Genomic DNA, 23,889 nt, shown 5'->3' on the forward strand with positions numbered 1-23,889 from the left:
ACAGAACTTTAAAAACACCCAATCTACATCAAGCGCCCGAAAAATATAGCATTCATTAATAATTTATTTGTTCCGAACCAAAATCCTCTGAAATTTGTATTATCGGTAAATACAATTACTTTTCCTGCTCCCAAACGCTGAGATTTAAAGGGAACCGTATTCTTTAATTCCTTTAAATTTTCTTTTGAAATATATCCACTCAATAATGGGGCATTTGTATATTGAATCGGATTATTATAACTTTTTTTATCAGGTTGAATGAATTGTCTTGTATTTCTAAACAATGCTATCTTGTTATTTTTATAACCAAAACTTATTGGATGTGAACGATCTAATAAAGCTTCAAAAATTGCACCTCCTATAACTTGTGCTCCCGATTGTAAAGAACGATTCTCAAATGATACATTTTTCACTGTATCCATTTTAGGTTTATTAAATTGTAATGAAATAAATCCTTTCTTAGACATCCAGTTAACCGCATTTCTATATCCTATTAATACACCTCCTTTGCGAACCCAATCTCTCAACTTTCCTTCTAAATTCTTATCTATTGAATAACTATTAGGTATTATAATAGTAGTGTACTTACTTAAATTTACTCTTGATGCATAAGACATATCTAGTTTAGTAAGTTTCATATCAAAACGTTGATCTAACAAATGCCAGATTTCACCTGCATCATAACTTGTTATTCCTTTTCCTACTAACATCGCTACTTTTGGTTCTTTTACAACCCTAAAGTTTCTACTTCCTAAATCTATACCATCATTCAAACCTGTTGAAACACCTGTTATTTCAATATGATTTTTCATTGCAACTTTTTCCAAATAAGCAAACAATTCAGCATTATTTAATTTTTGATTTTGTGCAGGAATAAAAATAGTTCCATAATCGTATGGTTTGTTATTGTTTTTAAACTGCTTCATTGCAACTTTAGCTCTTAGTCCCTTTTCTAAAATTTCATTTAAAGCCTTAGGTGCTTCATATTCATTCCAAGCAAATAAATATCCTACTGTGCTTTTATTTTGAATACTTCCCGATTTCTTTTTTAAATCAAGTATCTCATTACCCACTTTAGACAACGAAACATTTTTAGCAAAATCTACTCCAAATGCATGATTAAATGTCCAAGCAGAAACATCATAAAACAGACTATCTTTAAAGGTAGTTCTCACATCAAACATTGCCTTTACCAATCGGTTATTTTTCTGATTCATTGGTACTGCATAACTATATCCTTTTTTAAAATATTTTCCATTAACTGTTAAATCAGATTTTAACTCATGAAGTTTTACTTTATGCTTTTTTAATACCTCAGCTAAATGATAACTTTTGATTGCATCTTTTTCATCTCCAAATACAAATGCCTTATTTTCTGATAACTTCCTTGATTCCTCATAAAAACCTTGTTGATATTTCAAGATTTTTTCTCGCATATTTTTAGCAGCTTCCAATGTTGATAATGTTGCTGTAAACTGATTTCTAATTGTAAATGGGAAAGTTAATATCCCATTATCACTTTCCTGTGCATGTCCACGTGAACTTCCTTGTTCAAACAAAATCCCTATACTTCCATTGATATCTGGAAATGTTGAACCCTTTCCGTAATAAAAATCGTCAAAGCTTTCTTCAGAATAATATGTAGATCCTATTTTATCAAAAGCTTTCGCATGATAAGTTGCAATCTCCCTTGTTAAATCTTGATTCATTTGAGGCGTTAATGGATTTGTTCTACTTGGAATTCCTGGTTGAAAAAAGAAAGTAGAATTTGTCCCCATCTCATGATGATCAGTTAAAATATTAGGTAACCATTTATGAAATGTTTTAATTCTAGCTGTACTTTCTGGTAACTGTACTGGCAACCAATCTCTATTCATATCAAACCAATAGTGATTTGTTCTTCCTCCTGGCCAAACTTCATGATACTCTCTATCATTTGTATCTGGATTTATATTACTTGCTTTATTTGTATTTGCCCAATAAGCAAAACGTTGTAATCCATCTGGGTTTAATGATGGGTCAAATAAAATCACTGTATTGTTCAATAACTCATTTATTTTTGGACCTTGAGCTGCTGCTAAATAATATGCTGCTGCTAATGCTGCATTAGAACCACTTGGTTCATTTCCATGAATTGAAAATCCTTGATACACAACAATTGGTTGATTAGACACATTTATCGAGGCATTATCTGTTATTTCGATATGCTTTTCCCTTATCTCCTCCAAGTTTTGATGATTCTTAGGCGCTGTAATTGTCAGTAACAGTAAAGGTCTCCCTTCATAAGTTTCTCCTCTATTTTCAATAGTTACTCTATTTGAAGCCTTTGCTAAAGCTTTCATATACGACACTAATTTATCGTGAGTAATATGCCATTCTCCTACCTCATGCCCTATAATAGATTTTGGAGTTGGTATATTTTTATCATAACTCACATCACTTGGCAAATAATATGATAAATCTACTTTTTGCTGAGCTAGCACTGAAACTGATAGAGATAATACTAAGTATAGAAAAACTTTTTTCATGAATTTGTTGTTTGATGGACTCACAAATATATTAAATCAAAAACGTTATTTTTGATTACTAACTAACTGGTTTCTATGTACACTAAAAAAACTTACCCAATTAAAGGGATGCTAAGATGGACTAGAAGGTATATTTATGTTTTTATACTACTTAGTCTTATCCCCGTATTTTTATTTGACGTTATGGGATGGAAATGGTTATATGTACCATGGCTTCCTTTAGGTGTTTTGGGTACCGCTGTTTCTTTTATTGTAAGTTTTAAAAATAACGCTTCTTATGATAGATTATGGGAAGCTCGTAAAATTTGGGGTGGTATTGTAAACACTTCTAGATCTTTTACTGTTATGGTAAAAGACTTTATTAAAAATGATCAAATAACTACTAGTGAATTAAAAAATATTCACAGAGAATTGGTTCATAGACATGTTGCTTGGCTAACCGCATTACGCTACCAAATGCGTAAAGACAAGCCTTGGGAAAATCATATTAAACTTAGCAAATCTAATAGAGAGTTTAGAGAAAAAAATGTTTATGTATTTGAAGATAACGTTCCAATCAAAGAAGCTATTTCACCTTATATCTCTGAAACCGAATACAATGAGATTTTTGCTAAAGGAAATCAAGCTTCTCAATTATTAGGAATTCAATCTAGACGAATCAAAGAACTTCACGATGAGAGATTCATAGATAATTTTCGACATATGGAGCTTGAAAAAATAATTGTTGAATTATATACTTTACAAGGAAAATCGGAACGTATTAAGAACTTTCCATACCCTCGTCAATTTGCTACTTTAAACTTTATGTTTGTTTGGGTATTTATTATTCTTTTACCTTATGGTATGATGCAAGAATTTGAAGCTTTAGGTGATAGAATTACGGAAACCTTAGCTAATCATCAATCTAGAACAGCAATTATGCATAAAGTTCAAGTATTTATTGCCCGTCATTTCGAATGGCTTTCTGTTCCTTTTAGTACACTAATTGCATGGGTATTTTATTCTATGGAAGCTATTGGTGAAAATTCTGAAAATCCTTTTGAGGGAGGTCCGAATGATGTCCCTATTACAAACATGAGTAGAGGTATAGAGATAGATATCCGACAATTAATAGACGATACTGATGTTCCAGAACCTTACAAATGGAATAATGACATTGTTTTATAAAAGACCCTATAATGACTGTAAAAAATTTATCTACTACCTCATTTGAAAAAATTATTGAATGCTTCTTGTTAGCTTTTGAAAACTATTTTGTTCCCATGCCTAAAGAGCAAATATATTATCAGGAGAGATAGAAAGCAGCTAAGGTTGACTTTGAATTTTCTTATGGCATGTTTGATGAAGAAAAGTTAGTTGGATTTATAATTCATGCTATTGATGAAAGAAATGGAACATTAATAGCCTTTAACACTGGCACTGGTGTAATTCCTGAATATCGAGGAAAAAAAATAATTCAATCCATATACAAACACGCTCTCAATGAATTTAAAACCAACAACATTCAACAAAATTCTTTAGAAGTTATTACAGAAAATAAAAAAGCTATTCATTTATATAAAAATATTGGATTCAAAACTTCTAAAACCTACAAATGCTTTAGAGGTCAAATAAAAACAGATAGTTCACTTGAATATGAATTAAAAGAAATAGACTTAAAGAATGTAAACTGGAGTCAACTTCCTAATCAATCGTACTATTCTTGGGATAATCAAAAAGAGTCTATAACAAGAGGAAACTACCAATTTTTTCAAATAATGTATAATGATATACCTGAATCCTTCTTTATTATCAATGCAGAACAAAATTATCTGGCTCAATTTGATTTATTAAACAATTCAAATATAGGTTGGGAAAGGCTTTTCTCTGGTATTAAAAAGTTATCAGAAACTATTAAAATAAACAACGTTGACACAAGGCTTTCCTCTAAAATTATTGCCCTCAATAATATTGGGCTTGAAAACATTATTGATCAATTTGAAATGAATTTAAAAATTGATTAACTACACTTATAAACCTCTAAAAATCAAAACAAAGAGATAATCAAAATAATTTTCGTTTACCAATAATGTCAAATTGATTTTTTAAGAAGTTCTTTTTCAATCAAAATAGTTTTTTTTCATGAAAAAAGCCATTTACAAAACCAAATAAACACAAAACACTTCGTTTTAGAGTAAATTTTATTTTTAACAAACCACAAAAAGATTAAATTTATTTAATTTGTAACAAAATTTAATAAATTATGTCATCAAAAAACATATTAGAAAATTCTAATACTACTACCAAGACATTTGTCTCGCCAGAATACATTCGTAATCGCTTCTCTACGATCATGTCTGATATGTATAAAAACGAAGTACCACTTTATGGTGAATTACTTGATTTGGTTCATGATATTAATGATAATGTTCTTTCAGAATCTAAAGATATTGAAGAACAGTTAGCAAATACAGGAGAAATAACTCGCTTAAACATGGAACGTCATGGTGCCATTCGTTTAGGTAAGCCATATGAGTTATTTACCATGAGACGTTTATTTAAAGTTATGGGAATGTTTCCTGTTGGATACTATGATTTAGCTCCAGCTGGTGTTCCTGTTCACTCAACAGCCTTTAGAGCTATTGAAAACACAGCTCTTAATCAAGCTCCTTTTAGAGTTTTTACATCTTTATTACGTTTAGATTTAATTGATGACGAGCAACTTCGTCAGAATGTTGAGACTATTTTAGAAAAACGTCAAATTTTTACAGAAAAAGCTTTAGAGTTAATTGACAAATCTGAAAAAGAAGGTGGGTTAAATAAAGAAGATGCTGAAACTTTTGTTCAAGAAGCATTAGAAACTTTTAGATGGCATGATACTGCTACGGTAGATTATGAAATGTACGAAGCATTATTAAATCAACACAGGTTAATTGCTGATGTAGTTGCTTTTAAAGGGCCTCACATCAATCACCTAACACCTAGATCATTAGATATTGACAAAGTACAAACAAGCATGGAAGCTCGTAATATCCCTCCAAAAGACAATATTGAAGGACCACCTGCTAGAAAATGCCCAATTTTATTACGTCAAACAAGTTTCAAAGCATTAACTGAAAAAGTAACTTTTAAAGGGAATGTTGGAAATGAAAAAATGGGAGAACACAAAGCTCGTTTCGGTGAAATTGAACAACGTGGTGTAGCAGTTACTCAAAAAGGATTAGATTTATATAATGAGTTGTTAGGTAAAACACGTAAAGCTATTGGTGGTTCTCCAACTGCCGAAAATGCTAATGAGTACAACCAACTATTATTAGAAAACTTTAAAGTTTTTCCTGATACTTATAACGAATTACAAGCTAAAGAATTAGCTTATTTCCATTATTTTACCACTGATAAAGTAAAAGATATCTCTAAAGATAAATCATATACAAAAGCAGACGTGAATCAATTGTTAGAAGATGGTTATTTAACTATCGAGCCTATGGTTTATGAAGACTTCTTACCTGTAAGTGCTGCTGGAATTTTTGCTTCAAACTTAGGTACTGATGATGCAAAACGTGAATACGAAGGAACATCAAACCAATCATTATTTGAAAAAGATTTAGGTGAACCAGTGTACAAGTTAATGAAGTGGTATGAAGACATGCAAGATGAAACTATTCAGAAATGTTTAACACAAATAAACGCTTAAATAAGATTTAGTCTCATTTCTATATTTTCAATTATATTTTTTTTCATAAAAGAGATTGTCTATTTTACAACTTAAACTAAGTTTGTTTTATCAAAACACAATAAAGTTATTCTTTTGAAAAATCAATTTGATTATATAGACCAACAAATACTTCTAAAGCTACGAAAAGATGCGCGTAAAGCATATTCTCAAATAGCTGAAGAACTCAATGTTTCTAACTCTTTAATTCATCAACGTATAAAGAAGTTAACTTCTGAAGGCGTTATTCAAAATGCGGAATTTATTCTAGACGAAAAGAAACTAGGATATAAAACTAAATCCTATACTGGAATTCGTTTACGTGAAGCCCGTTTTGCTAAAGATGTAATGAAAGAGTTAGAAAAAATTGATGAAATTGTAGAATGTAATTTCGTCTCTGGTAATTATGCGATTTTCATTTTAATATATGCTAAAGACAATGAACATCTGCAAAAAATATTATACGACAAAGTTCACTTAATAAACGGAGTTGCAGGTACCGATACTTTTATTTGTTTTGACACTTGTTTTAAAAGAAATATTCCAATTGAATAGTTTATGAAAAAAAACGCAGCTGTTTTATGGACCGGTGGAAAAGATTGCGCTTTAGCCTTTTTTAAAGCTCAACAAGAAGAATATTCTATTACTCATTTAGTAACTTTTGCTCCAGAGAATCCTGATTTTAAAGCTCATAATTTATCCCTGATTAAACAACAGGTAACATCAGTTGGAATTCCACATGTAATACTTACTGTAAAACCTCCAATGCAAGACAGCTATGAAGACGCTATAAGTTTATTAAAAACTAAATATCATATAGAGACTTTAATTACTGGCGACATTGATGAAATTGAAAACCATGATAATTGGATTGAAAAGTGCAGTCAAAAATCAGGAATGAAAGTTTACAACCCACTATGGAAAAAAAATAGAACAGAATTACTTTCTACCTTATTAGATCATAAATTCGAAGTTATTTTTTCTTTGGTCAAAAAACCTTTTTTTAATCAAAAATGGGTAGGAAAACTAATAGATTCAACAATTATTGAAGAATTAAAGAAATTAAATATTGATATTTGTGGTGAAAATGGAGAATACCATACAATGGTAATCAATGCTCCTTTTTTTAAAAGTCAAATAAATATAGGTTCATATACAGTTACTGAAAATGAACATTATAGTTATTTACACAAATAAATAACAACATCATAAGGTGTTTAACCATGATACAGAATACACAGCTACAAAATTTAGAGAAAAAACTAGAAGGAGAGTTATTTTTCGACGATTTACATAAAAACATATATGCTACAGATGCATCAGTGTATCGTAAAATCCCATTAGCTGTTGCATATCCTAAAAACAAAAAAGATATACAACAATTAATTGATTTTGCTACTAAAAGTAATATCACATTAATACCACGTACAGCAGGTACCTCTCTAGCTGGACAATGTGTTGGTGATGGAATTGTAGTTGATGTTTCTAAACACTTTACCAATGTATTGGCTTTTGATGAACAGAATAAAACCATTACTGTTGAACCCGGTATAATTAGAGACGATTTAAATCGTTTTCTAAAACCTTTTGGATTGTTTTTCGGACCAAATACCTCAACTTCAAACCGATGCATGATTGGTGGTATGGTTGGAAATAATTCTTCTGGAAGTACTTCAATTAGATATGGAGTTACTCGTGATAAAGTAATAGCAATTGAAGGTTTATTAAGCGACGGTAGTGAAGTAACTTTTTCAGAAATAACTTCTGATGAATTCAAACAAAAACGTTTTGAAAAATCATTAGAAGGAAGCATTTATAAAGCTATATACAACGAATTAACTTCTAAGGAGAATCAACAAGAAATAAAAAAAGAATTTCCAAAGGAAAGTATTCACCGAAGAAATACAGGGTATGCTGTTGACGAGTTTTTAACTTCCGATTTATTTGGAGGAAATGAATCTACTTTAAATCCTGCTAAATTCTTATCAGGAAGTGAAGGAACCTTAGTTTTCTCTACTGCTATAACAATTCAATTGGACGACCTCCCACCTACTAAAAGCATTATGGTATGTCCGCATTTCACAAGTGTTAATGAGAGTTTAAAAGCAACAGTTACCGCCATGAATCACAAATTGTACGCTTGTGAATTGATGGATAAAGTAATTTTAGACTGTACTAAAAACAATAGAGAGCAAGCAAAAAATCGTTTTTTCTTGCAAGGTGATCCTGAAGCTGTTTTAATGTTAGAAGTTTCCGCAAGTACTATTGAAGAAACAGAAATACTAGCCGATAAACTTATTGAAGATTTAAAAGCTCGTAATTTTGGTTACCACTATCCTAAAGTATATGGAGACGATATAGCCAAAGTTCATTACCTACGTAAAGCTGGTTTAGGATTACTAGGAAATATTGTAGGAGATATGAAAGCAGTTGCCTGTATTGAAGATACAGCAGTTGCCTTAGAAGATTTACCAGAATACATTGAGGAGTTTACTCAAATTATGGATAAATATGAGCAGGATGCTGTTTATTACGCTCATGCTGGTGCTGGTGAATTACACTTACGCCCTATTTTAAATTTAAAGAAACAGGAAGATGTAGTTTTATTTAGAAAAATAACTACTGAAACTGCCGAACTAGTAAAAAAGTATAAAGGATCGTTTAGTGGTGAACATGGAGATGGAATTGTTCGAGCTGAATTTATACCGCTAATGATTGGTGATAAAAACTATCAATTATTACGTAGAGTTAAGAAAGCTTTTGACCCTAATAATGTATTTAACAAAGGAAAGATAACCGATGCCTTTCCTATGGATAAAAGTTTACGCTACGAAGTAGATAGAAAAGAACCAGAAATTAAAACTATTCAAGATTTTTCTGACAGTGAAGGAATTTTAAAGCTAGCTGAAAAATGTAATGGTTCTGGTGATTGTAGAAAATCTCCTGAAGCTGGAGGAACCTTATGCCCTAGTTATAGAGCAACTAGAAATGAAAAAGAAACTACACGAGCTAGAGCCAATACGCTACGTGAAGTTTTAACCAACAACACCGCTAAAAACAAATTCGATTCTAAAGAATTAAAACAAATTTTAGATCTTTGTTTAAGTTGTAAAGCTTGTGCAACAGAATGCCCTAGTAATGTTGACATAGCCTCTATGAAAGCAGAGTTTCTATATCAATACCAAGAAACTAACGGATATTCTTTCCGTAGCAAACTATTTGCTAATAATGCTAAGTATAATAAGCTAGGTAGTAAGTTTCCAACCATTACAAACTTTTTTACAAATACAACTATAGCCAAAAAAGTAATGGGAGTTGCAACAGAACGTTCAGTACCTAAATTGGCTAAACAACCTTTAGAAGCTTGGTTAAATAAACATCAAATAAAAACATCAAACAAAGTAGTATACTTATTTAATGATGAGTTTACCAACTACTATGATGCTGAAATAGGAAAAGACGCAGTTTTAGTTTTAGAAAAACTAGGTTACGAAATTAAATACATTCAACATGAGGAAAGCGGTAGAAGCTACATCTCGAAAGGTTTTTTAAAGGAAGCTAAAAACATTGCAAATAAAAATATTACTGCTTTCAAAGAATTAATTACCGAAGAAACTCCTTTAATTGGTATTGAACCTTCTGCTATTTTAACTTTTAGAGATGAATATATTCGATTAGCCAATGATAAAGATGCTGCTAAAAATATTTCTAAAAACACATTTACTTTTGAAGAATTTTTAGCTTCTGAATTGAAAAAAGGAAATATTGATACTTCAGTTTTTACTAATGATGAAAAAGAACTCAAAATTCATGGTCATTGCCATCAAAAAGCATTATCAAGTACACATGCCTCTTTTTCTATTTTAAACATACCAAAAAACTACAAAGTAACCATTATGAATACAGGTTGTTGTGGTATGGCTGGTTCTTTTGGTTATGAGAAAGAACACTATAAAGTTAGTATGCAAGTAGGAGAAGATACTTTATTTCCTAAAATAAGAAATTGTTCTTCTGAAACAGAAATTGTAGCTGCAGGTACTAGTTGTCGTCATCAAATTTACGACGGAACAAAACGAATTGCAAAACATCCTATTACCATATTAAAAGAAGCCTTATCTTAGGCAAATGCAAAACAAAAATAAAATTACTTCTATGCTTTCCCTGATTATTGCAGGGGAAGCTATTTTTTTATTACCTTTTATTTTAATGCGTGTTTTTAAACCCATCATTAGAGAAGCCTTTCTTATTTCAGATGCAGAAATTGGAGAAGCTCAAGCTTTATATGGGATAACTGCTGTTATCTCTTATTTCTTTGGTGGTTTTGTTGCTGATAAATGGGAAGCTCGTAAATTATTATCGCTGTCATTAATCTTAACTGCTTTTGGTGGTTTTATAATGATTATGACTCCATCAGTTTTCACTCTAAAAATACTATATGCATTTTGGGGAATATCAACTATTTTCCTTTTTTGGGCTGCTTTAATAAAAGCAACAAGACAATGGGGGACCAAAAACAACCAAGGTTTATCTTTTGGTTTACTAGATGGTGGTAGAGGTTTTTTTGCTGCGACGATAGCCTTATCTGGCGCTGGAATCTTAAGTTTCTTCTTTCCTGAGAATGGAATAATAACTTTTGAGAATAAAGTAATTACTCTTCAATATATAATTGGAACCATAACATTTATTGTTTTTTTAGTAGCGTTTTTTGTTTGGAAAACTTTACCTAAAGACCAGCAAAAAGCAACTAGTTCTAAAGAATTTCAATTTAACATTAAAGAAGCTTTGTCTTTAATGACCAAATCTAAAGTTATCTACCATTCTCTTATTATTTTTTGCGCTTATTGTGCTTATAAACTAACCGGTGTTTATGGTACGTATGCAAGAGATGTTTGGGGGTATTCTTTAGAAAAAGCAACTTATTTTGCCGTTTTTATTCAATACTTAAGACCTATAGCAGCCATAACTATTGGATGGATAGCTGATAAGTTTGTACCTTCTAAACTAATACTTCCTTGTTTTACTATTTTAATTATTATTTCAACCTTTTTAGGTTTAGGTACATTTAAAGAACAATCCTTATTTATTTCTTTTTCGTTTTTTGTTTTTATGGCATTAAGTACCTATGCACTTAGGGGATTATATTTTGCTATCATAGAAGAAACCAAAACTCCTATCCAATTTACTGGAACTCTTGTAGGAATTATATCCGTAGTTGGTTTTACTCCTGATATTTTTATGTCGTTATTTATTGGATATATGCTTGGTGAAAATCCATCAATTACCGAATACCAAAATTTATTTAGCTACTTTGCTATAATACCGATTATAGGTTTGGCTGCCAGTATTTTATTCAGAAAAACTATTTATAGGAAAAACTAAGAGTTTAAAAACTATTTTTAATTTAATGAATCTCGCTTCTCTTCTTTATTTATTTTTTTGAAAATCTTCGCTATATTTTCTTTCACTTCAACATGATGATTCACCATCGCTTTTTGATACAAGATAGAAGAAGTACTTAATAACCTCCCAGTAGCTGGTTGTACAATTCCTCTTTCATCTATATTATAACCTTGCTTTCTTAGCGCTTCTTTAATTCTCTTATTACTATCATTAATCTGCCTAACTATACCTATTAATTCATCCTTATCTCTTTGAAGCTTACCTCCAAGTACGTTTTCTAAATCTTTGAATGTAAAATAATGTGGTAAATAAAGGTCAACTGTCTCTTCTTTATTATTTACAACATCTTTGATATAATTAGGAGTATGTTCTATTGCTACTCCTATTTTTAAAACAGCAATAAGCTCTGGAGAAGAATTCAGTTTTTCTACCTTAATATTATTCTCTTTTGCAAAGTGTCTAATATAATTTGACTTAGCATTAATAAAATTAACAAACTTCACTGTAGCTGAATCATTTATCGCCTTAACTTTTTCCAGATACTCTTTAAAACTATAAGCACTTAAAAGTCCTGAGTTTTCAAATGCTCCTCCATCTAAAAAATATCCTTTTTGTTTAATTTTTGCTGCTGGACTTACAAAAGGAAACCTATTACTGGTTGATACGGTTGTATAAAAAGGTAATTCTCTACCTTCTTCAGAATTAAGAATATTTATAGCTCCAGGAAATATATCTTCATAGTTTTCTACATCAATTTTGCTACCCCCCTTAATCTTCAATGAAAGTGCATTCCCGTATTTATTACTCGTACCTGTTGTATTTATTATTAAAGGAGGATAATAACCTTCTTTATAAACTTTTCCATAAAGGTCATAAAAAGTAAATGAATCATTTGCTTTCCCTTTAAATTCCTCTAAAGCTAAAATGTGTTGACGCATTCCAAAATGAGAACGATCTTTTCCTTTAAAATTTTTAGGAATAAACTCTCGTATTAAATCACAAGTTGCTAAATATAAAACATCAAGGGAAAGTCCATTTAAATTCGCTAACCGATTAATTGCTTCCTCTATATTTTTATTAAAAGCTTTTATATATGTATAATTCGCTATTCCCACTGAACCTCCTGAAACCCCAGATAAACATCTTGTATTACTCAGGAACTTCTTATTAGTATTATCTAATTTATTCAATAAAAGCATGGTCCATAAATTAGATTTTAAACCTCCGCCATAAGAAGACACAAAATAATGTTCTTTTTTTTCCTTTATATCACTTACAAAAGCGCTAATTTCGATGCCTTTAATAGAATCTTGCTTAATAGTTTGCAACTCATGTAAATCATTTCCTTTATATGATGTATACCCACCTATTAAAGTTAAAACTAACAACGTAAATGGAATATGATATATCCATAATCTCCATCTTAACCTACCTCCTTCTTTATCTAAATTTTCATTTCTTATAAACTCTTCCTCTTTAACTCCACCTCCTACGGTCCTCCTATACATTTGTGTATAGTATTTAAAATGTTTTATATAGATAATGATTGCTCCATAAAAAAACAGATATAGCATTAAAAAAAGAGGGATTGGATTAAAATTATGGATAAGTTTCCAATTAAAATTTAATACCAAGATTCCTGAAACACAAACAATTCCAAAAACTGCTATGAAAAAAAGATACCATGAATTATTACTGAAAATAGATAAAAAATTAATATAGCTTCCTTTGTGTTTCTCATAATATTTCGCTCTTTTTTCTTCAAAGTATTCTTGAGGTCTTTCTAACAAAAAAGTAGTCCATTTATTGGTAAAAATATATTTTAGATATGACCTTCCCACAGTTAACAAAACATAAGTTAAAGCCGCTAAAACTGTAACAACTATTGTAAGAAAAACCAATTGCTTATTCCATGCTGAAGCAGTAAAAGCAACAATAACCAACATTAAAATATCTAACATTAGTAAATAAGGGAAAAGACCTATGATTCTAGTAAACTTTTTTACACTTTCAACTCCCGATTGTTCTTCACCTTCTTTTTCAAAATATTTATCAGCATCTAATTTTAGTTTTGACAAATACCAAACAAACCAGAATAAAAACACAGCAATTAAAAATGTAACCGAAGTTGCTAGTCGTAAAGAATGAGCTTCATCTACTGCAGTTAATATCATATAAATAAAAGCTACATAAAATAACACTCCTAAACACCTTCTAAATATCTGCATCTTAAATTCTTCTTTATCATCGGAATCATTTTCATTCTTAACTACATAAACACCTTTTCTTTTAACAAAATAAATAATTCCTATATAAGATTTAATGGTAAAATTACTACTCATTATATATTCATAGAGATTGGTATCTGAGTACTTTGAACCTTTAAAATAGATTGGGTAATGTGCTGTAGGAATGGAAACAAAATACACCAATAACAACGTAATAATTAAATTAAAACGACTTTCAAAAAGTCTAATCATAATATCACCACCTTGATCTACAAAACCAATAAGTACACTAACAATAAAAATAAAGACTAAACTAATTCTAGCGTGTTTAATAAATCTCCAAACTATTTTTTTATGATCGATAATAACACTAAATAAAAAGGTAACAAAGCTTAATGAATACAATAATATTTTTACCCTCTGTACATATATTACACTTTCAATTTCATATAACAAATACAAAACATTTTCTATAACATCAGCTGTATACGCCAAGATAAAAAGAGCTGTAATTAGCTGTAAAATATATGGTGTAACAATTTTACATAAAATTCTATACAGCATTAAAAACAACAATGCAGCCCAAACAAAATCTACACAAAAAAACAGGTAATAACTCCAATTTTGAATATTAGTTTTATATTCTTCAAATAAAAGAATCTCTGTATTAAACTGCACATTACTATACAAAACGTGCATATCTTCTTGAAGCATTGCATTATGAAAATAATGATTCAACAAAACCATAATAGCTGTTAAACCAAACAATACTAAACCATGAATTTTAAGTGGGATTTTCTTTACAATTTTATCAAAAAAACTAAGCATATCTTTTTACTTTCCATAAAGTTATAAAATAATCAATCTATAAAAACTACCTATATATAGGTGTTTTTAATTTAGAGTAAAAAGGGAAAAATTTTTTGATCTAAAATATAGAACTAAAGTAATAAAAATATAGCTTGATTATTTTATTATCTCAACTTTTTCTTAGCTATGCTAACTTAAAAAACACAATTATTATTAGATGTTAATTCCTCGATAAATACCTCACCTTTAAACTTCAGAAAACGCCAAAACAACTTTTTAAATTGATTATCAACACTTTATTACGTATATTTAAACGATATATAAATTTTAAATATACTATTATGACAAGTACTAAAATAATAATTAACAATGCTTTGTTAATTTTTTCAGGCATTGTAGTGTTCTTCTTTTTAATGAAAATTTTAGGCTTAGAAAATGTCTCTGAACTACGAGTTTTAAACTTTGGATTTGTTCTTTGGGGAATAAACAGAGCTATCAAAACAAATATTCTTAGAAACAAAGAATCTTTATATTTTAATAATTTCTCTATAGGTATAGCAACTTCTGCAGTTGCTGTAGCACTTACCATTATAGGTTTAATTATTTATGTAGATTTTATTGACCCTAGTTTATTAATTGTACTAGAAAAAACTTCTTTCTGGGGACAAAATTTAAGTTTAGGTTTAGTAGTTTTTGCCTTAGCTATTGAAGGAATCGCTTCTTCTGTAATTTGTTCGTTTATACTAATGCAATATTATAAGAACTATAAAGTTGATGTTACCATTGCCTAAATTGTTTTTGTTTGTAAACAAAATATAATTCTTTCTAAAAAAATTAAATTAATACATAAAAAAACTCGAAGCTAAATTTAACTTCGAGTTTTTTTATGTTAGTCCTTACCTATGTTTTAAGGTTCTATTGTTTCTTCTTGAGCTAACAAACCAAAAAACTTATCTAAATTAGGTAAAATAATAATTTTTGTTCTTCTGTTTTTGGCTCTATTTTTTCTTGTATTATTATCTACCAATGGTAATGATGATCCTCTACCTGAAGCGATTAATCTACTCGGCTCTATTCCATATTTTTTTTCTAAAACACGAACAATAGATGTTGCTCTTTTCACACTTAAATCCCAGTTATCTTGTAATACTTCATTATGAATTTGCTGTGAATCTGTATGTCCTTCAATCATAACATCCATGCTTGGTTCAGATTTTATAATTTCAGATAATTTTTTAAGTACTTTATAAGCTTTACTACTTATTCTGTAGCTTCCTGACCTGAATAACATTTTATCTGAAATAGAGATCATCACTACAGTTTTATCAATATTTACATTCACATCTTCAGAATTTTCTAAAGAGTTTTTATTTATTGATTTTTTCAATTTATAAGACACCGCAACATTCATAGAATCCTTTAACGTTTTAGCATTTGCTAATTCAGCTGGATCAACGTTTTTTAATGTTTTACGCATCTTTTCTTTCATAGAATTAGATATTACAGTTCCTTGAACCATATCTAATTTTATATCATTCTCTTTTTGTAGATCAGAATTTAAATTATTTAAAGAGTTTAATTTCTTGTTATAGTTATCAATTCTCTTTTCTATTTTTGAGAACTTTGCTTCTAGTTGCTCTTTTTCAAAAGCTGTTTTTTGAAGAGCTCCTCTCGTGTCTTTATACTTGTTTTCTAACTCTACATATTTCTTCTTAGAAACACAAGATGCTGCCATTACAGCAACCATTAATAAAAGGGAAAAATTTTTCATTTTTGATTTGTATTAGGTTATTTACCTAATAAACTTACTTTTTACTTCTTTAGTATAAAACCTAACACTAAATATTAAAAAACCTCTGCCATCATGCAACGAGCACTACCTCCACCACAAGTTTCTATAGTTTCTAACGATGAATGAATTACCTCATTATGCTTTTCTATTTTCTGTAACTGCTCTTTTGTTAAAGATTTATAAGCAGAACTACTCATTATTAAAAAGCGCTTATCATTTTCACCTCTAACTTGTAGCATATTTCCTGCAAATTGAGTTACTTGTTCTTCTGATATAGCTATTACTTCTTTACCATCTGACTTTAAATGTTTCAACACATTTTTCTTTTCTTTTTTATCATCAATTGCATCTAAGCAAATTATTGCAAAAGTTTCCCCAACACACATCATAACATTGGTATGATAAATAGCTTCTCTTCTTTCTTTTACTGTTTGATTAGCTATAAAAACTACTGGAGTATATTCAAAATCTTCACAAAATTCAATAAACAACTCTTCATCTGCTCTTGGAGATAAAGCACAATAGGCTTTTCTATTTTGCCTATCTAAAATCATACTACCTGTACCTTCAAGAAATATTCCTTCTTCCTCCGCTTCCGAATAATCTATTACGTTTTTAATTTCAAATCCGTTTTCTTCCAGTACATCTAAAACATCTTCCCGTTTTTCTAAACGACGGTTTTTAGCAAACATAGGATAAATAGCAACATCCCCATTTTCATGAAATGAAATCCAATTATTTGGAAACAAAGCATCTGGCGTATCGGGCTCTTTAGTATCCTGGACTACAATTACTTTTATCCCTTTTTCTCTTAATTTATCTACTAAAGCATCAAACTCTGCCTCTGCTTTTGCATTAATAGATGCTGGTAGCATTCCTACTAACTCTTGTTGATAATAATTGTTAACAGCTGTTTGCTCGTTCATCCTAAAACTTGCTGGACGAACCATTAAAATAGTATTAGTTGTTTGCTTCATTCTTATGAAATTTTATGGATACTCAACCTCTAACTTTGTTACTTAATTTCTGTCAAAGATAGATACAAAAGAACTAGTTAATTAAAGGTTTCTTAAAAATTTTATGTTAGAATTCTTCGCAAATCGTCTCCTTGACTATTTTTTAAGTGAAAAAAGAATTATACAGCTTTAACCTAGATATTCAAAATAGATAAAAAATCTAACAAAATTAAATAAACAGAAAAATAATCTATTTATTAAAATTAAAACTGACTCATATTATTATACATATTACTTTTGCCCGCTAAATTTTTCAGATTATGACAAACAACAACAAACTACCTATAGAAAGTCAGCAAAAACTAGATAATTTACATACCGAATTAACTACTGCTCGCGACACCTTTTTAGGATACCCTGTATCTAAAGATTTTGATTATTCTGAATTAAATAAGTTTTTCAAATATCCTATTAATAATCTTGGTGATCCTTTTGAACAAGGAACTTATCGTGTACAAACACATGAAATGGAACGTGAAGTTATTGCTTTCTTCGCCAAATTATTTAGAGCAAATCCAAAAGACTTTTGGGGGTATGTTACCAATGGTGGTTCTGAAAGTAATTTATATGGTTTATATCTTGCTCGTGAATTATTTCCTAAAGCCATTGTTTATTATTCTGAATCTACTCACTATAGTGTTCGTAAAAACATTCATTTATTAAACATTCCAAGTATCGTGATTAAATCACAAGAAAATGGAGAAATTGATTATGAAGATTTTGAAAATACTGTTCGTATGAATCGTCATAAACCAGTTATTGTTTTAGCAACTTTTGGAACTACCATGAAAGAAGCTAAAGATGATGTTTCTAGAATTAAAAATATATTAGGTAATTTAGCTATTCAAGACAACTACATACATTGTGATGCAGCATTAGCTGGATCTTTCGGACCTTTTATGCAACCTCGATTACCTTTTGATTTTATTGATGGTGCTGATAGTATTTCTATAAGTGGTCATAAATTTATTGGTTCTCCAATTCCAACTGGAGTATTATTAGCTAAAAGATCTAACAGAGATCGAATAGCTAAAGGTATTTCCTATATTGGTTCATCAGATACAACTATTACCGGATCTCGAAATGGACACTCTCCTTTATTTCTATGGTACGCTTTAAAAAAACTCGGTGTAAAAGGATTACAAGAACGTTATCAACATAGCTTAGAAGTTGCAGAATACTGCGAGAAAGAATTAAAAAAGATTGGTATTAACGCCTGGAGAAATCCAAATGCTATAACAGTTGTACTTCCTAAAACATCTAAAAGAGTGAAAGATAAATGGCAATTAGCTACTGAAGGGGATATTTCTCATGTAATATGTATGCCTAATGTGACGAAAGCGCAAATAGATGAATTTATTTACGACATCAAAAACTGTAAAGAGCCTATAATTGAAGATGAATTTTCTTACGATTTTTCATTAAGTTAATTTTTCAAAATAGGGTAAACTGGTATAATTCTTGTGTTGATTTTTAACTAATTATTTAAAAATTTTACGCATGAAAAAACTATTATTATGTACAATGCTTTTCGCATTGTCTTTTGCCTATGGACAAGAATCTGATGAAAAAGAAAAATTAATCATTAAAAAAGGAACTTGGTATGTGAATGGAGGTTTCTCTATATATACTAATAATTCAACTAATGATTTTAGTTCGAATGTAAATAAATCTGAATCATTAAATTTTAATATTAGCCCTAAAATTGGTTATTCTATTACTAACAATTTAATTATTGGACTTGGTATAGGTTATGGTTATAATAAACACGAAAACAATCCTGCTAGTTCTAATAGTATAATAAAAAATAAATCCTATAGTATATTTCCATACATAAAAAAATATTTTTCTCTCGGAAAAAAACTAGCCTTTTCTTTACATGGTGAGTTTCGTTATACTCATTCTAAGTATGAAAATCACACTAGTCTTAATAACGTAAGTTTCAATAAATCCAATGATTATTTTGTAGGAATAAGACCTGGTGTAACTTATTTCTTAAATAACAAAATTGCATTAGAAGCTAATATTGGAGCATTAGGATATACCAGAACTATCCACAAATCTCCTTTAAACACTTTTACTCATACAATAGACAACTTTAACTTTAACCTAAATTCTTCTAATTTAAACTTTGGATTATCTTACTACTGGTAAAATTATATAAAAAACGCTAAGAATTTTTCTTAGCGTTTTTTTATACATTCTATAATATCAAACTTCTTATTTTGTTTCAAGATAGTTACCTTTTCAAAAAGCTTGTTTAAATGCGTACTATAATTTAAATGTGAATTTGCTACTAATACAAATCTCCCATTGCTTTTTAAACAACTATGTACTCCTCTAAAAAGATTTAAAGCTACTTCTATATTGTTTTCATACTCAAAATGAAAAGGTGGATTCGACAATACTAAATCAAACGATTCTATTTCTAAAACATTTAATGTATCAGAACAAATAAAATGTGTTTTTTTGTCTTTTAAATTTAGCTTTGATGATTCTATTGCTAAGTTAAAATCATCCATTAATGTTACTTCAACATCAGGATTTTGTTTAGCCACTTCATAAGCTATAATTCCATTACCAGAAGCAACATCTAACACCTTTGATTCATCAGCTTTTAAATTTAAATTCTCTAAAAAAAACTGTGTTCCAATATCAATACTTTTTGAAGAAAACACTCCATAATATTGTTTTAACACATCTTCTTTCCAATCAATTTCATTGATTAATTCCTTGTACCTAATGTTTCTTTTAGGATTCTTTAAAATCAACAATCTAGCTTTTTTCCATGCTTTAGTTTGCTCAATAGAATCGAAATATTTCTCTGCTATTTTTAAAATAGAAGCTGAGAAGTACTTGGTCATAAATCCACATACCACCTCAACATTTTCTTTTGAAGCTTTGTGAATTTGTTGTAAGAACAACTCAAGCAACTCTATAGATTTTGGGACTTTTATAATTGCTAAATCAACTTTTTCTAAAGAATCTAAAGGTGTTTTATAAGCTCCCTTTTTAGATAACTTATTAAGCTTTAAATTCTGTTCGATTGCTTTTTGCTGACTAGCATAAGTCCAAACTGTTGTTACATTTTTATCACTTAATGTACAATTCCAAATCCCAAATCGATCATTAAATAAATGAACATTTTCATATTCTTTTTCAGTAATATAATCTAACACTAAAAGCTCAGCATTACTCCAAGCTCTTAACGATTTATCAAATGTTTTTGGGTACCGTATTAATTCATATTTTACTAAATTAACCTCTACTATTGACTCCAATAAATTTCTTTTTTAATTATCCTTTTTAAGAGAAATATATTTTATCTAACGAAGTAATATCTCCTGCTTTATTTCTTCTAAAAATATGTTTTGCTTCTACTTCCGAAATTGTTTCTTTCCCCATAGCGGCTACTACTTCTTTTACAGCATCTATTGTTTTTGAATGATAATTTTTAACTCTAATATTTTTATCTCCCACAACCAATGCCTCTACTAAATCCTCATCTTGTGTTGCCACACCTACAGGGCAAGTATCTAAATTACATTCTCTAGCTTGTATACACCCCAAACTTAGCATAAAACTACGAGCCATACCAATAACATCAGCACCTAAACTCTTGTACTTTACAATATCAAAAGCATCAATTGCTTTACCACTAGCAATAATTTTTATCTCTTCTTTTAATTTATACTTTTTCAGCATTTTATTCACAAACGCTAATCCTTCCAACAAGGGTGTACCAACATAATTAGAAAACTCTAAAGGAGCTGACCCTGTTCCTCCTTCTCCTCCATCAACAGCTATAAAATCAGGATAATTGTTAGCTTCAGCAAATACTTTAATCATTTCTTCAATTTCCTCATTATCTCCTACACAAAACTTAATACCAATTGGTTTTCCTTCAGCTAAGTCTCTTACTCTTTGAATAAACGTAATCATTTCTTCAAAATTAGAAAATGCATCATGGTTTGGAGGAGAATCTACACGAGTAAATGGTTCAACCGAACGAATCTTTGCTATTTCTTCAGTATTCTTTTTGGCTGGCAAAATTCCTCCATGACCTGGTTTTGCTCCTTGAGAAAATTTAATCTCAATCATTTTTACCTCTGGTCTAATAGCATTCTTTTTAAAAACCTCATCGTCAAAAACACGTTTTCCATCTACACTCTTTCCTGCTCCAAAATACCCTGTCCCAACTTGAAAAATTAAATCTCCACCTTGTAAATGATACGGAGAAATTCCTCCTTCACCAGTGTTATGAGCAAAGTTTCCCATTTTAGCCCCTTGATTTAAAGCCATAATTGCATTTTTACTTAGAGAACCAAAGGACATTGCTGAAATATTTATAATCGAAGCACTATATTTTTGAGTACACTTATTAGAACCAATAATTACTCTATCCCCTTTAACATGATGATGATTTTTTGGGAATAACGAGTGTTTTACAAACTCATATCCTTTCTCATATACATTGTGCTGTGTTCCAAAAGGTACCGTTTCTATTTCTTTTTTTGCTCGCTGATATACAATACTTCTTTTTTCACGATTAATAGGTGTTCCATTCAAATCATCTTCTATGAAATATTGTTGAATTTTTTCACGTTCTTCTTCAAATACCCAACGCAAACGTGCTACTACAGGAAATGCTCTCATTAAAGAGTGTTTTTTTTGAATAAAAGCATCATATATAGCTAGCAAGGTAATTGCCGAAGCTATAGTAAGTAATATGTAATTTCCCATATCAGGCATAAAGTATACTAATACTCCACATAACACATTTACTACTATAACCACAGTTAAAATAGTATCTCTCATTTTTGTTAGTTTTGTAGCTAAAATACAAGAATTTTGACATAAAAAAAGCTCTAACAGTTGTTAGAGCTCTTGTATATCTTATATACTTGAAATTATTTTTTGAATTTCGCGTATTTGTTTTTGAACTTGTCAATACGTCCTGCAGTATCAACTAACTTAGACTTACCTGTATAGAAAGGGTGAGAAGTTCTTGAAATTTCTAATTTGATTAATGGATACTCAACTCCGTCAACTTCTAAAGTTTCTTTAGTGTTAGCTGTTGAACGAGTTAAAAATACATCTCCATTCGACATATCTTTAAAAGCTACCATTCTATAATTTTCTGGATGTATTCCTTTTTGCATCTTAAATGACTTTTAAATATTGTTTTAATTATTTGTCAAACACTGTAAAATTGGTAAGGTTTTACACTAAAAAATATTTTTAGCTGTTTGAGGCTGCAAATTTAACCATATTTTTTAATTTTCAAACAAATAAATTGTTTTAATTTGTAGTGAAAACGAATAAATTAGAAATCAAACTATAAAATATGCGTATTTATACATACTTTGCTTTAGCTTTATCAGTAATAACAATGACTTCTTGTAGCGATACTGGATACAAATTTAAGCTAAATACCTCTAAAAAAACTACTTTAGGTAAAAAAGCAGCAATAAAATTTGAACAAACTAAAGGAGCAAAAATTGATTCTGTTCATTTATTTGTTGATCAAAAACGTGTGAATAAAAACGAAACTAGCATAGCCATTAACACGAACGACTTTGGTGTTGGAAAGCATGCTGTAACTGCATTAGCTTTTTACCCTGGAAAATCTAAAAAAGTTACAGGTTCTATAGAAGTTTTAGCAAAGGATGCTCCTGCTATTTATACTTATAAAATTGTAAATACTTTTCCTCACGACAAAAACGCATATACTCAAGGTTTAGAATATAAAGATGGTTTTCTATATGAAACTACAGGGCGTAGAGGTCAATCATCTTTAAGAAAAATAGACTTAAAAACCGGTGAAGTTCTTCAAAAAATAGATTTAAACGACAAGTACTTTGGAGAAGGAATGACCATTTACGATAACAAAATTTATTGGTTAACATGGCAAGCTCGTAAAGGTTTTATTTACGATTTAGAAAGTTTTAAACAAGTTGGAGAGTTTGATTATAATAATAGTAATGAAGGATGGGGATTAACTCATAACAATAATGAATTAATAAAATCTGACGGTACTAATAAAATTTGGTTTTTAAATCCTGAAAACCAAAATGAAAAAAGAAGTATTCAAGTATACACAAACAAATATCCTGTTGATAATTTAAATGAGATTGAATTAATTAATAATAAAATTTACGCAAACAAATGGCAACAAAATTCTATTGTAATCATCAATCCAGAGACTGGTGTTGTTGAAGGTGTTGCTGATTTAAATGGGTTAAGAGATATTGTTGCTAAAGACCAAACTTTAGAGCCTAATGATGAAGTTTTGAACGGTATTGCTTACGACAAAGAAAACAATAAGCTATATGTTACAGGAAAACATTGGGGGAAATTATTTGAAATTGAGTTAATTAAACAATAAAATATTTACCTTTAGTTTTTTGAAAAAATCCTGAGC

General features: G+C 29.6%; 17 protein-coding genes and 1 pseudogene. 11 read left to right on the plus strand and 7 right to left on the minus strand.

Annotation, left to right across the window (positions count from 1 at the left end):
- Positions 1-23: 23 nt before the first annotated feature.
- Complete coding sequence (locus MHN29_RS11315) at positions 24-2,528, minus strand: M14 family metallopeptidase (RefSeq protein WP_235275773.1); 2,505 nt, start codon at positions 2,526-2,528, stop codon at positions 24-26.
- 75 nt (positions 2,529-2,603) lie between these two features.
- Between MHN29_RS11315 and MHN29_RS11320 the strand changes: the two genes are divergently transcribed.
- The 7 genes and pseudogenes from MHN29_RS11320 (at position 2,604) to MHN29_RS11350 (ending at position 11,598) form a co-directional block, all read left to right on the plus strand.
- Positions 2,604-3,695 carry a bestrophin family protein gene (locus MHN29_RS11320; RefSeq protein WP_235275774.1) on the plus strand — a complete coding sequence of 364 codons (1,092 nt, stop codon included), beginning with the start codon at positions 2,604-2,606 and terminating at the stop codon, positions 3,693-3,695.
- A 164-nt stretch (positions 3,696-3,859) separates the two neighbouring features.
- Positions 3,860-4,531, plus strand: a pseudogene (locus tag MHN29_RS11325) (GNAT family N-acetyltransferase); the annotation flags it as partial.
- Positions 4,532-4,770: 239 nt separating this feature from the next.
- The gene (locus MHN29_RS11330) at positions 4,771-6,201 is read left to right on the plus strand and encodes a VOC family protein (protein ID WP_235275776.1); all 1,431 of its coding nucleotides are present in this window, start codon (positions 4,771-4,773) and stop codon (positions 6,199-6,201) included.
- 114 nt (positions 6,202-6,315) lie between these two features.
- Positions 6,316-6,774: an Lrp/AsnC family transcriptional regulator gene (locus MHN29_RS11335; RefSeq protein ID WP_235275777.1), complete on the plus strand. Its 459-nt coding sequence runs from the start codon at positions 6,316-6,318 to the stop codon at positions 6,772-6,774.
- A gap of 3 nt (positions 6,775-6,777) precedes the next feature.
- On the plus strand, positions 6,778-7,416 hold the full coding sequence (locus MHN29_RS11340; protein ID WP_235275778.1) for a diphthine--ammonia ligase: 639 nt from the start codon (positions 6,778-6,780) through the stop codon (positions 7,414-7,416).
- A 26-nt stretch (positions 7,417-7,442) separates the two neighbouring features.
- Positions 7,443-10,340 (plus strand): FAD-binding and (Fe-S)-binding domain-containing protein, encoded by a 2,898-nt coding sequence (locus tag MHN29_RS11345; RefSeq protein ID WP_235275779.1) that lies wholly within the window; start codon positions 7,443-7,445, stop codon positions 10,338-10,340.
- Between the two features lie 31 nt (positions 10,341-10,371).
- A complete protein-coding gene (locus MHN29_RS11350) occupies positions 10,372-11,598 on the plus strand; it encodes a nitrate/nitrite transporter (RefSeq protein WP_235275780.1) in 1,227 nt (408 codons plus the stop codon).
- A gap of 17 nt (positions 11,599-11,615) precedes the next feature.
- On the opposite strand, the gene MHN29_RS11355 is transcribed toward MHN29_RS11350, so the two are convergent.
- Positions 11,616-14,675, minus strand: a complete 3,060-nt coding sequence (locus MHN29_RS11355; RefSeq protein WP_235275781.1) for a hypothetical protein — start codon at positions 14,673-14,675, stop codon at positions 11,616-11,618.
- Between the two features lie 323 nt (positions 14,676-14,998).
- On the opposite strand from MHN29_RS11355, the gene MHN29_RS11360 reads away from it, so the two are divergent.
- Complete coding sequence (locus tag MHN29_RS11360) at positions 14,999-15,448, plus strand: hypothetical protein (RefSeq protein ID WP_235275782.1); 450 nt, start codon at positions 14,999-15,001, stop codon at positions 15,446-15,448.
- Between the two features lie 116 nt (positions 15,449-15,564).
- On the opposite strand, the gene MHN29_RS11365 is transcribed toward MHN29_RS11360, so the two are convergent.
- Positions 15,565-16,428, minus strand: coding sequence for an OmpA family protein (locus MHN29_RS11365; RefSeq protein WP_235275783.1), 864 nt, complete (start codon positions 16,426-16,428; stop codon positions 15,565-15,567).
- A 74-nt stretch (positions 16,429-16,502) separates the two neighbouring features.
- Positions 16,503-17,426 (minus strand): citrulline utilization hydrolase CtlX, encoded by a 924-nt coding sequence (gene ctlX, locus MHN29_RS11370; protein WP_235275784.1) that lies wholly within the window; start codon positions 17,424-17,426, stop codon positions 16,503-16,505.
- Positions 17,427-17,725: 299 nt separating this feature from the next.
- On the opposite strand from ctlX, the gene MHN29_RS11375 reads away from it, so the two are divergent.
- Together MHN29_RS11375 and MHN29_RS11380 are read left to right on the plus strand one after the other, a co-directional pair.
- Complete coding sequence (locus tag MHN29_RS11375) at positions 17,726-18,895, plus strand: histidine decarboxylase (RefSeq protein ID WP_235275785.1); 1,170 nt, start codon at positions 17,726-17,728, stop codon at positions 18,893-18,895.
- A gap of 70 nt (positions 18,896-18,965) precedes the next feature.
- Entirely contained in the window at positions 18,966-19,619 is a 654-nt protein-coding gene (locus MHN29_RS11380) for an outer membrane beta-barrel protein (RefSeq protein ID WP_235275786.1), read from the plus strand.
- A 29-nt stretch (positions 19,620-19,648) separates the two neighbouring features.
- Here MHN29_RS11380 and MHN29_RS11385 read toward each other — a convergent pair whose 3' ends face one another.
- The 3 genes from MHN29_RS11385 to MHN29_RS11395 form a co-directional block, all read right to left on the minus strand.
- Positions 19,649-20,746: a class I SAM-dependent methyltransferase gene (locus tag MHN29_RS11385; protein WP_235275787.1), complete on the minus strand. Its 1,098-nt coding sequence runs from the start codon at positions 20,744-20,746 to the stop codon at positions 19,649-19,651.
- Positions 20,747-20,771: 25 nt separating this feature from the next.
- Positions 20,772-22,283: an FMN-binding glutamate synthase family protein gene (locus MHN29_RS11390; protein WP_235275788.1), complete on the minus strand. Its 1,512-nt coding sequence runs from the start codon at positions 22,281-22,283 to the stop codon at positions 20,772-20,774.
- Positions 22,284-22,375: 92 nt separating this feature from the next.
- A complete protein-coding gene (locus tag MHN29_RS11395; protein WP_150900646.1) occupies positions 22,376-22,627 on the minus strand; it encodes a type B 50S ribosomal protein L31 in 252 nt (83 codons plus the stop codon).
- A gap of 185 nt (positions 22,628-22,812) precedes the next feature.
- Here MHN29_RS11395 and MHN29_RS11400 point away from each other — a divergent pair, with 185 nt between their 5' ends.
- A complete protein-coding gene (locus MHN29_RS11400; RefSeq protein WP_235275789.1) occupies positions 22,813-23,853 on the plus strand; it encodes a glutaminyl-peptide cyclotransferase in 1,041 nt (346 codons plus the stop codon).
- Positions 23,854-23,889: the final 36 nt, after the last annotated feature.

Origin of the sequence: Tenacibaculum sp. Cn5-46, assembly GCF_022347705.1 — a bacterium.
Classification (GTDB): Bacteria; Bacteroidota; Bacteroidia; order Flavobacteriales; family Flavobacteriaceae; genus Polaribacter; species Polaribacter aiptasiae.

What these genes read in the sequence shown, in the direction of transcription:
- MHN29_RS11315 (WP_235275773.1), bottom strand. Translation starts at nt 2,528, where the DNA reads ATGAAAAAAGTTTTTCTATACTTAGTATTATCTCTATCAGTTTCAGTG.
- MHN29_RS11320 (WP_235275774.1), top strand. Translation starts at nt 2,604, where the DNA reads ATGTACACTAAAAAAACTTACCCAATTAAAGGGATGCTAAGATGGACT.
- MHN29_RS11330 (WP_235275776.1), top strand. Translation starts at nt 4,771, where the DNA reads ATGTCATCAAAAAACATATTAGAAAATTCTAATACTACTACCAAGACA.
- MHN29_RS11340 (WP_235275778.1), top strand. Translation starts at nt 6,778, where the DNA reads ATGAAAAAAAACGCAGCTGTTTTATGGACCGGTGGAAAAGATTGCGCT.
- MHN29_RS11345 (WP_235275779.1), top strand. Translation starts at nt 7,443, where the DNA reads ATGATACAGAATACACAGCTACAAAATTTAGAGAAAAAACTAGAAGGA.
- MHN29_RS11350 (WP_235275780.1), top strand. Translation starts at nt 10,372, where the DNA reads ATGCTTTCCCTGATTATTGCAGGGGAAGCTATTTTTTTATTACCTTTT.
- MHN29_RS11355 (WP_235275781.1), bottom strand. Translation starts at nt 14,675, where the DNA reads ATGCTTAGTTTTTTTGATAAAATTGTAAAGAAAATCCCACTTAAAATT.
- MHN29_RS11360 (WP_235275782.1), top strand. Translation starts at nt 14,999, where the DNA reads ATGACAAGTACTAAAATAATAATTAACAATGCTTTGTTAATTTTTTCA.
- MHN29_RS11365 (WP_235275783.1), bottom strand. Translation starts at nt 16,428, where the DNA reads ATGAAAAATTTTTCCCTTTTATTAATGGTTGCTGTAATGGCAGCATCT.
- ctlX (WP_235275784.1), bottom strand. Translation starts at nt 17,426, where the DNA reads ATGAAGCAAACAACTAATACTATTTTAATGGTTCGTCCAGCAAGTTTT.
- MHN29_RS11375 (WP_235275785.1), top strand. Translation starts at nt 17,726, where the DNA reads ATGACAAACAACAACAAACTACCTATAGAAAGTCAGCAAAAACTAGAT.
- MHN29_RS11380 (WP_235275786.1), top strand. Translation starts at nt 18,966, where the DNA reads ATGAAAAAACTATTATTATGTACAATGCTTTTCGCATTGTCTTTTGCC.
- MHN29_RS11390 (WP_235275788.1), bottom strand. Translation starts at nt 22,283, where the DNA reads ATGAGAGATACTATTTTAACTGTGGTTATAGTAGTAAATGTGTTATGT.
- MHN29_RS11395 (WP_150900646.1), bottom strand. Translation starts at nt 22,627, where the DNA reads ATGCAAAAAGGAATACATCCAGAAAATTATAGAATGGTAGCTTTTAAA.
- MHN29_RS11400 (WP_235275789.1), top strand. Translation starts at nt 22,813, where the DNA reads ATGCGTATTTATACATACTTTGCTTTAGCTTTATCAGTAATAACAATG.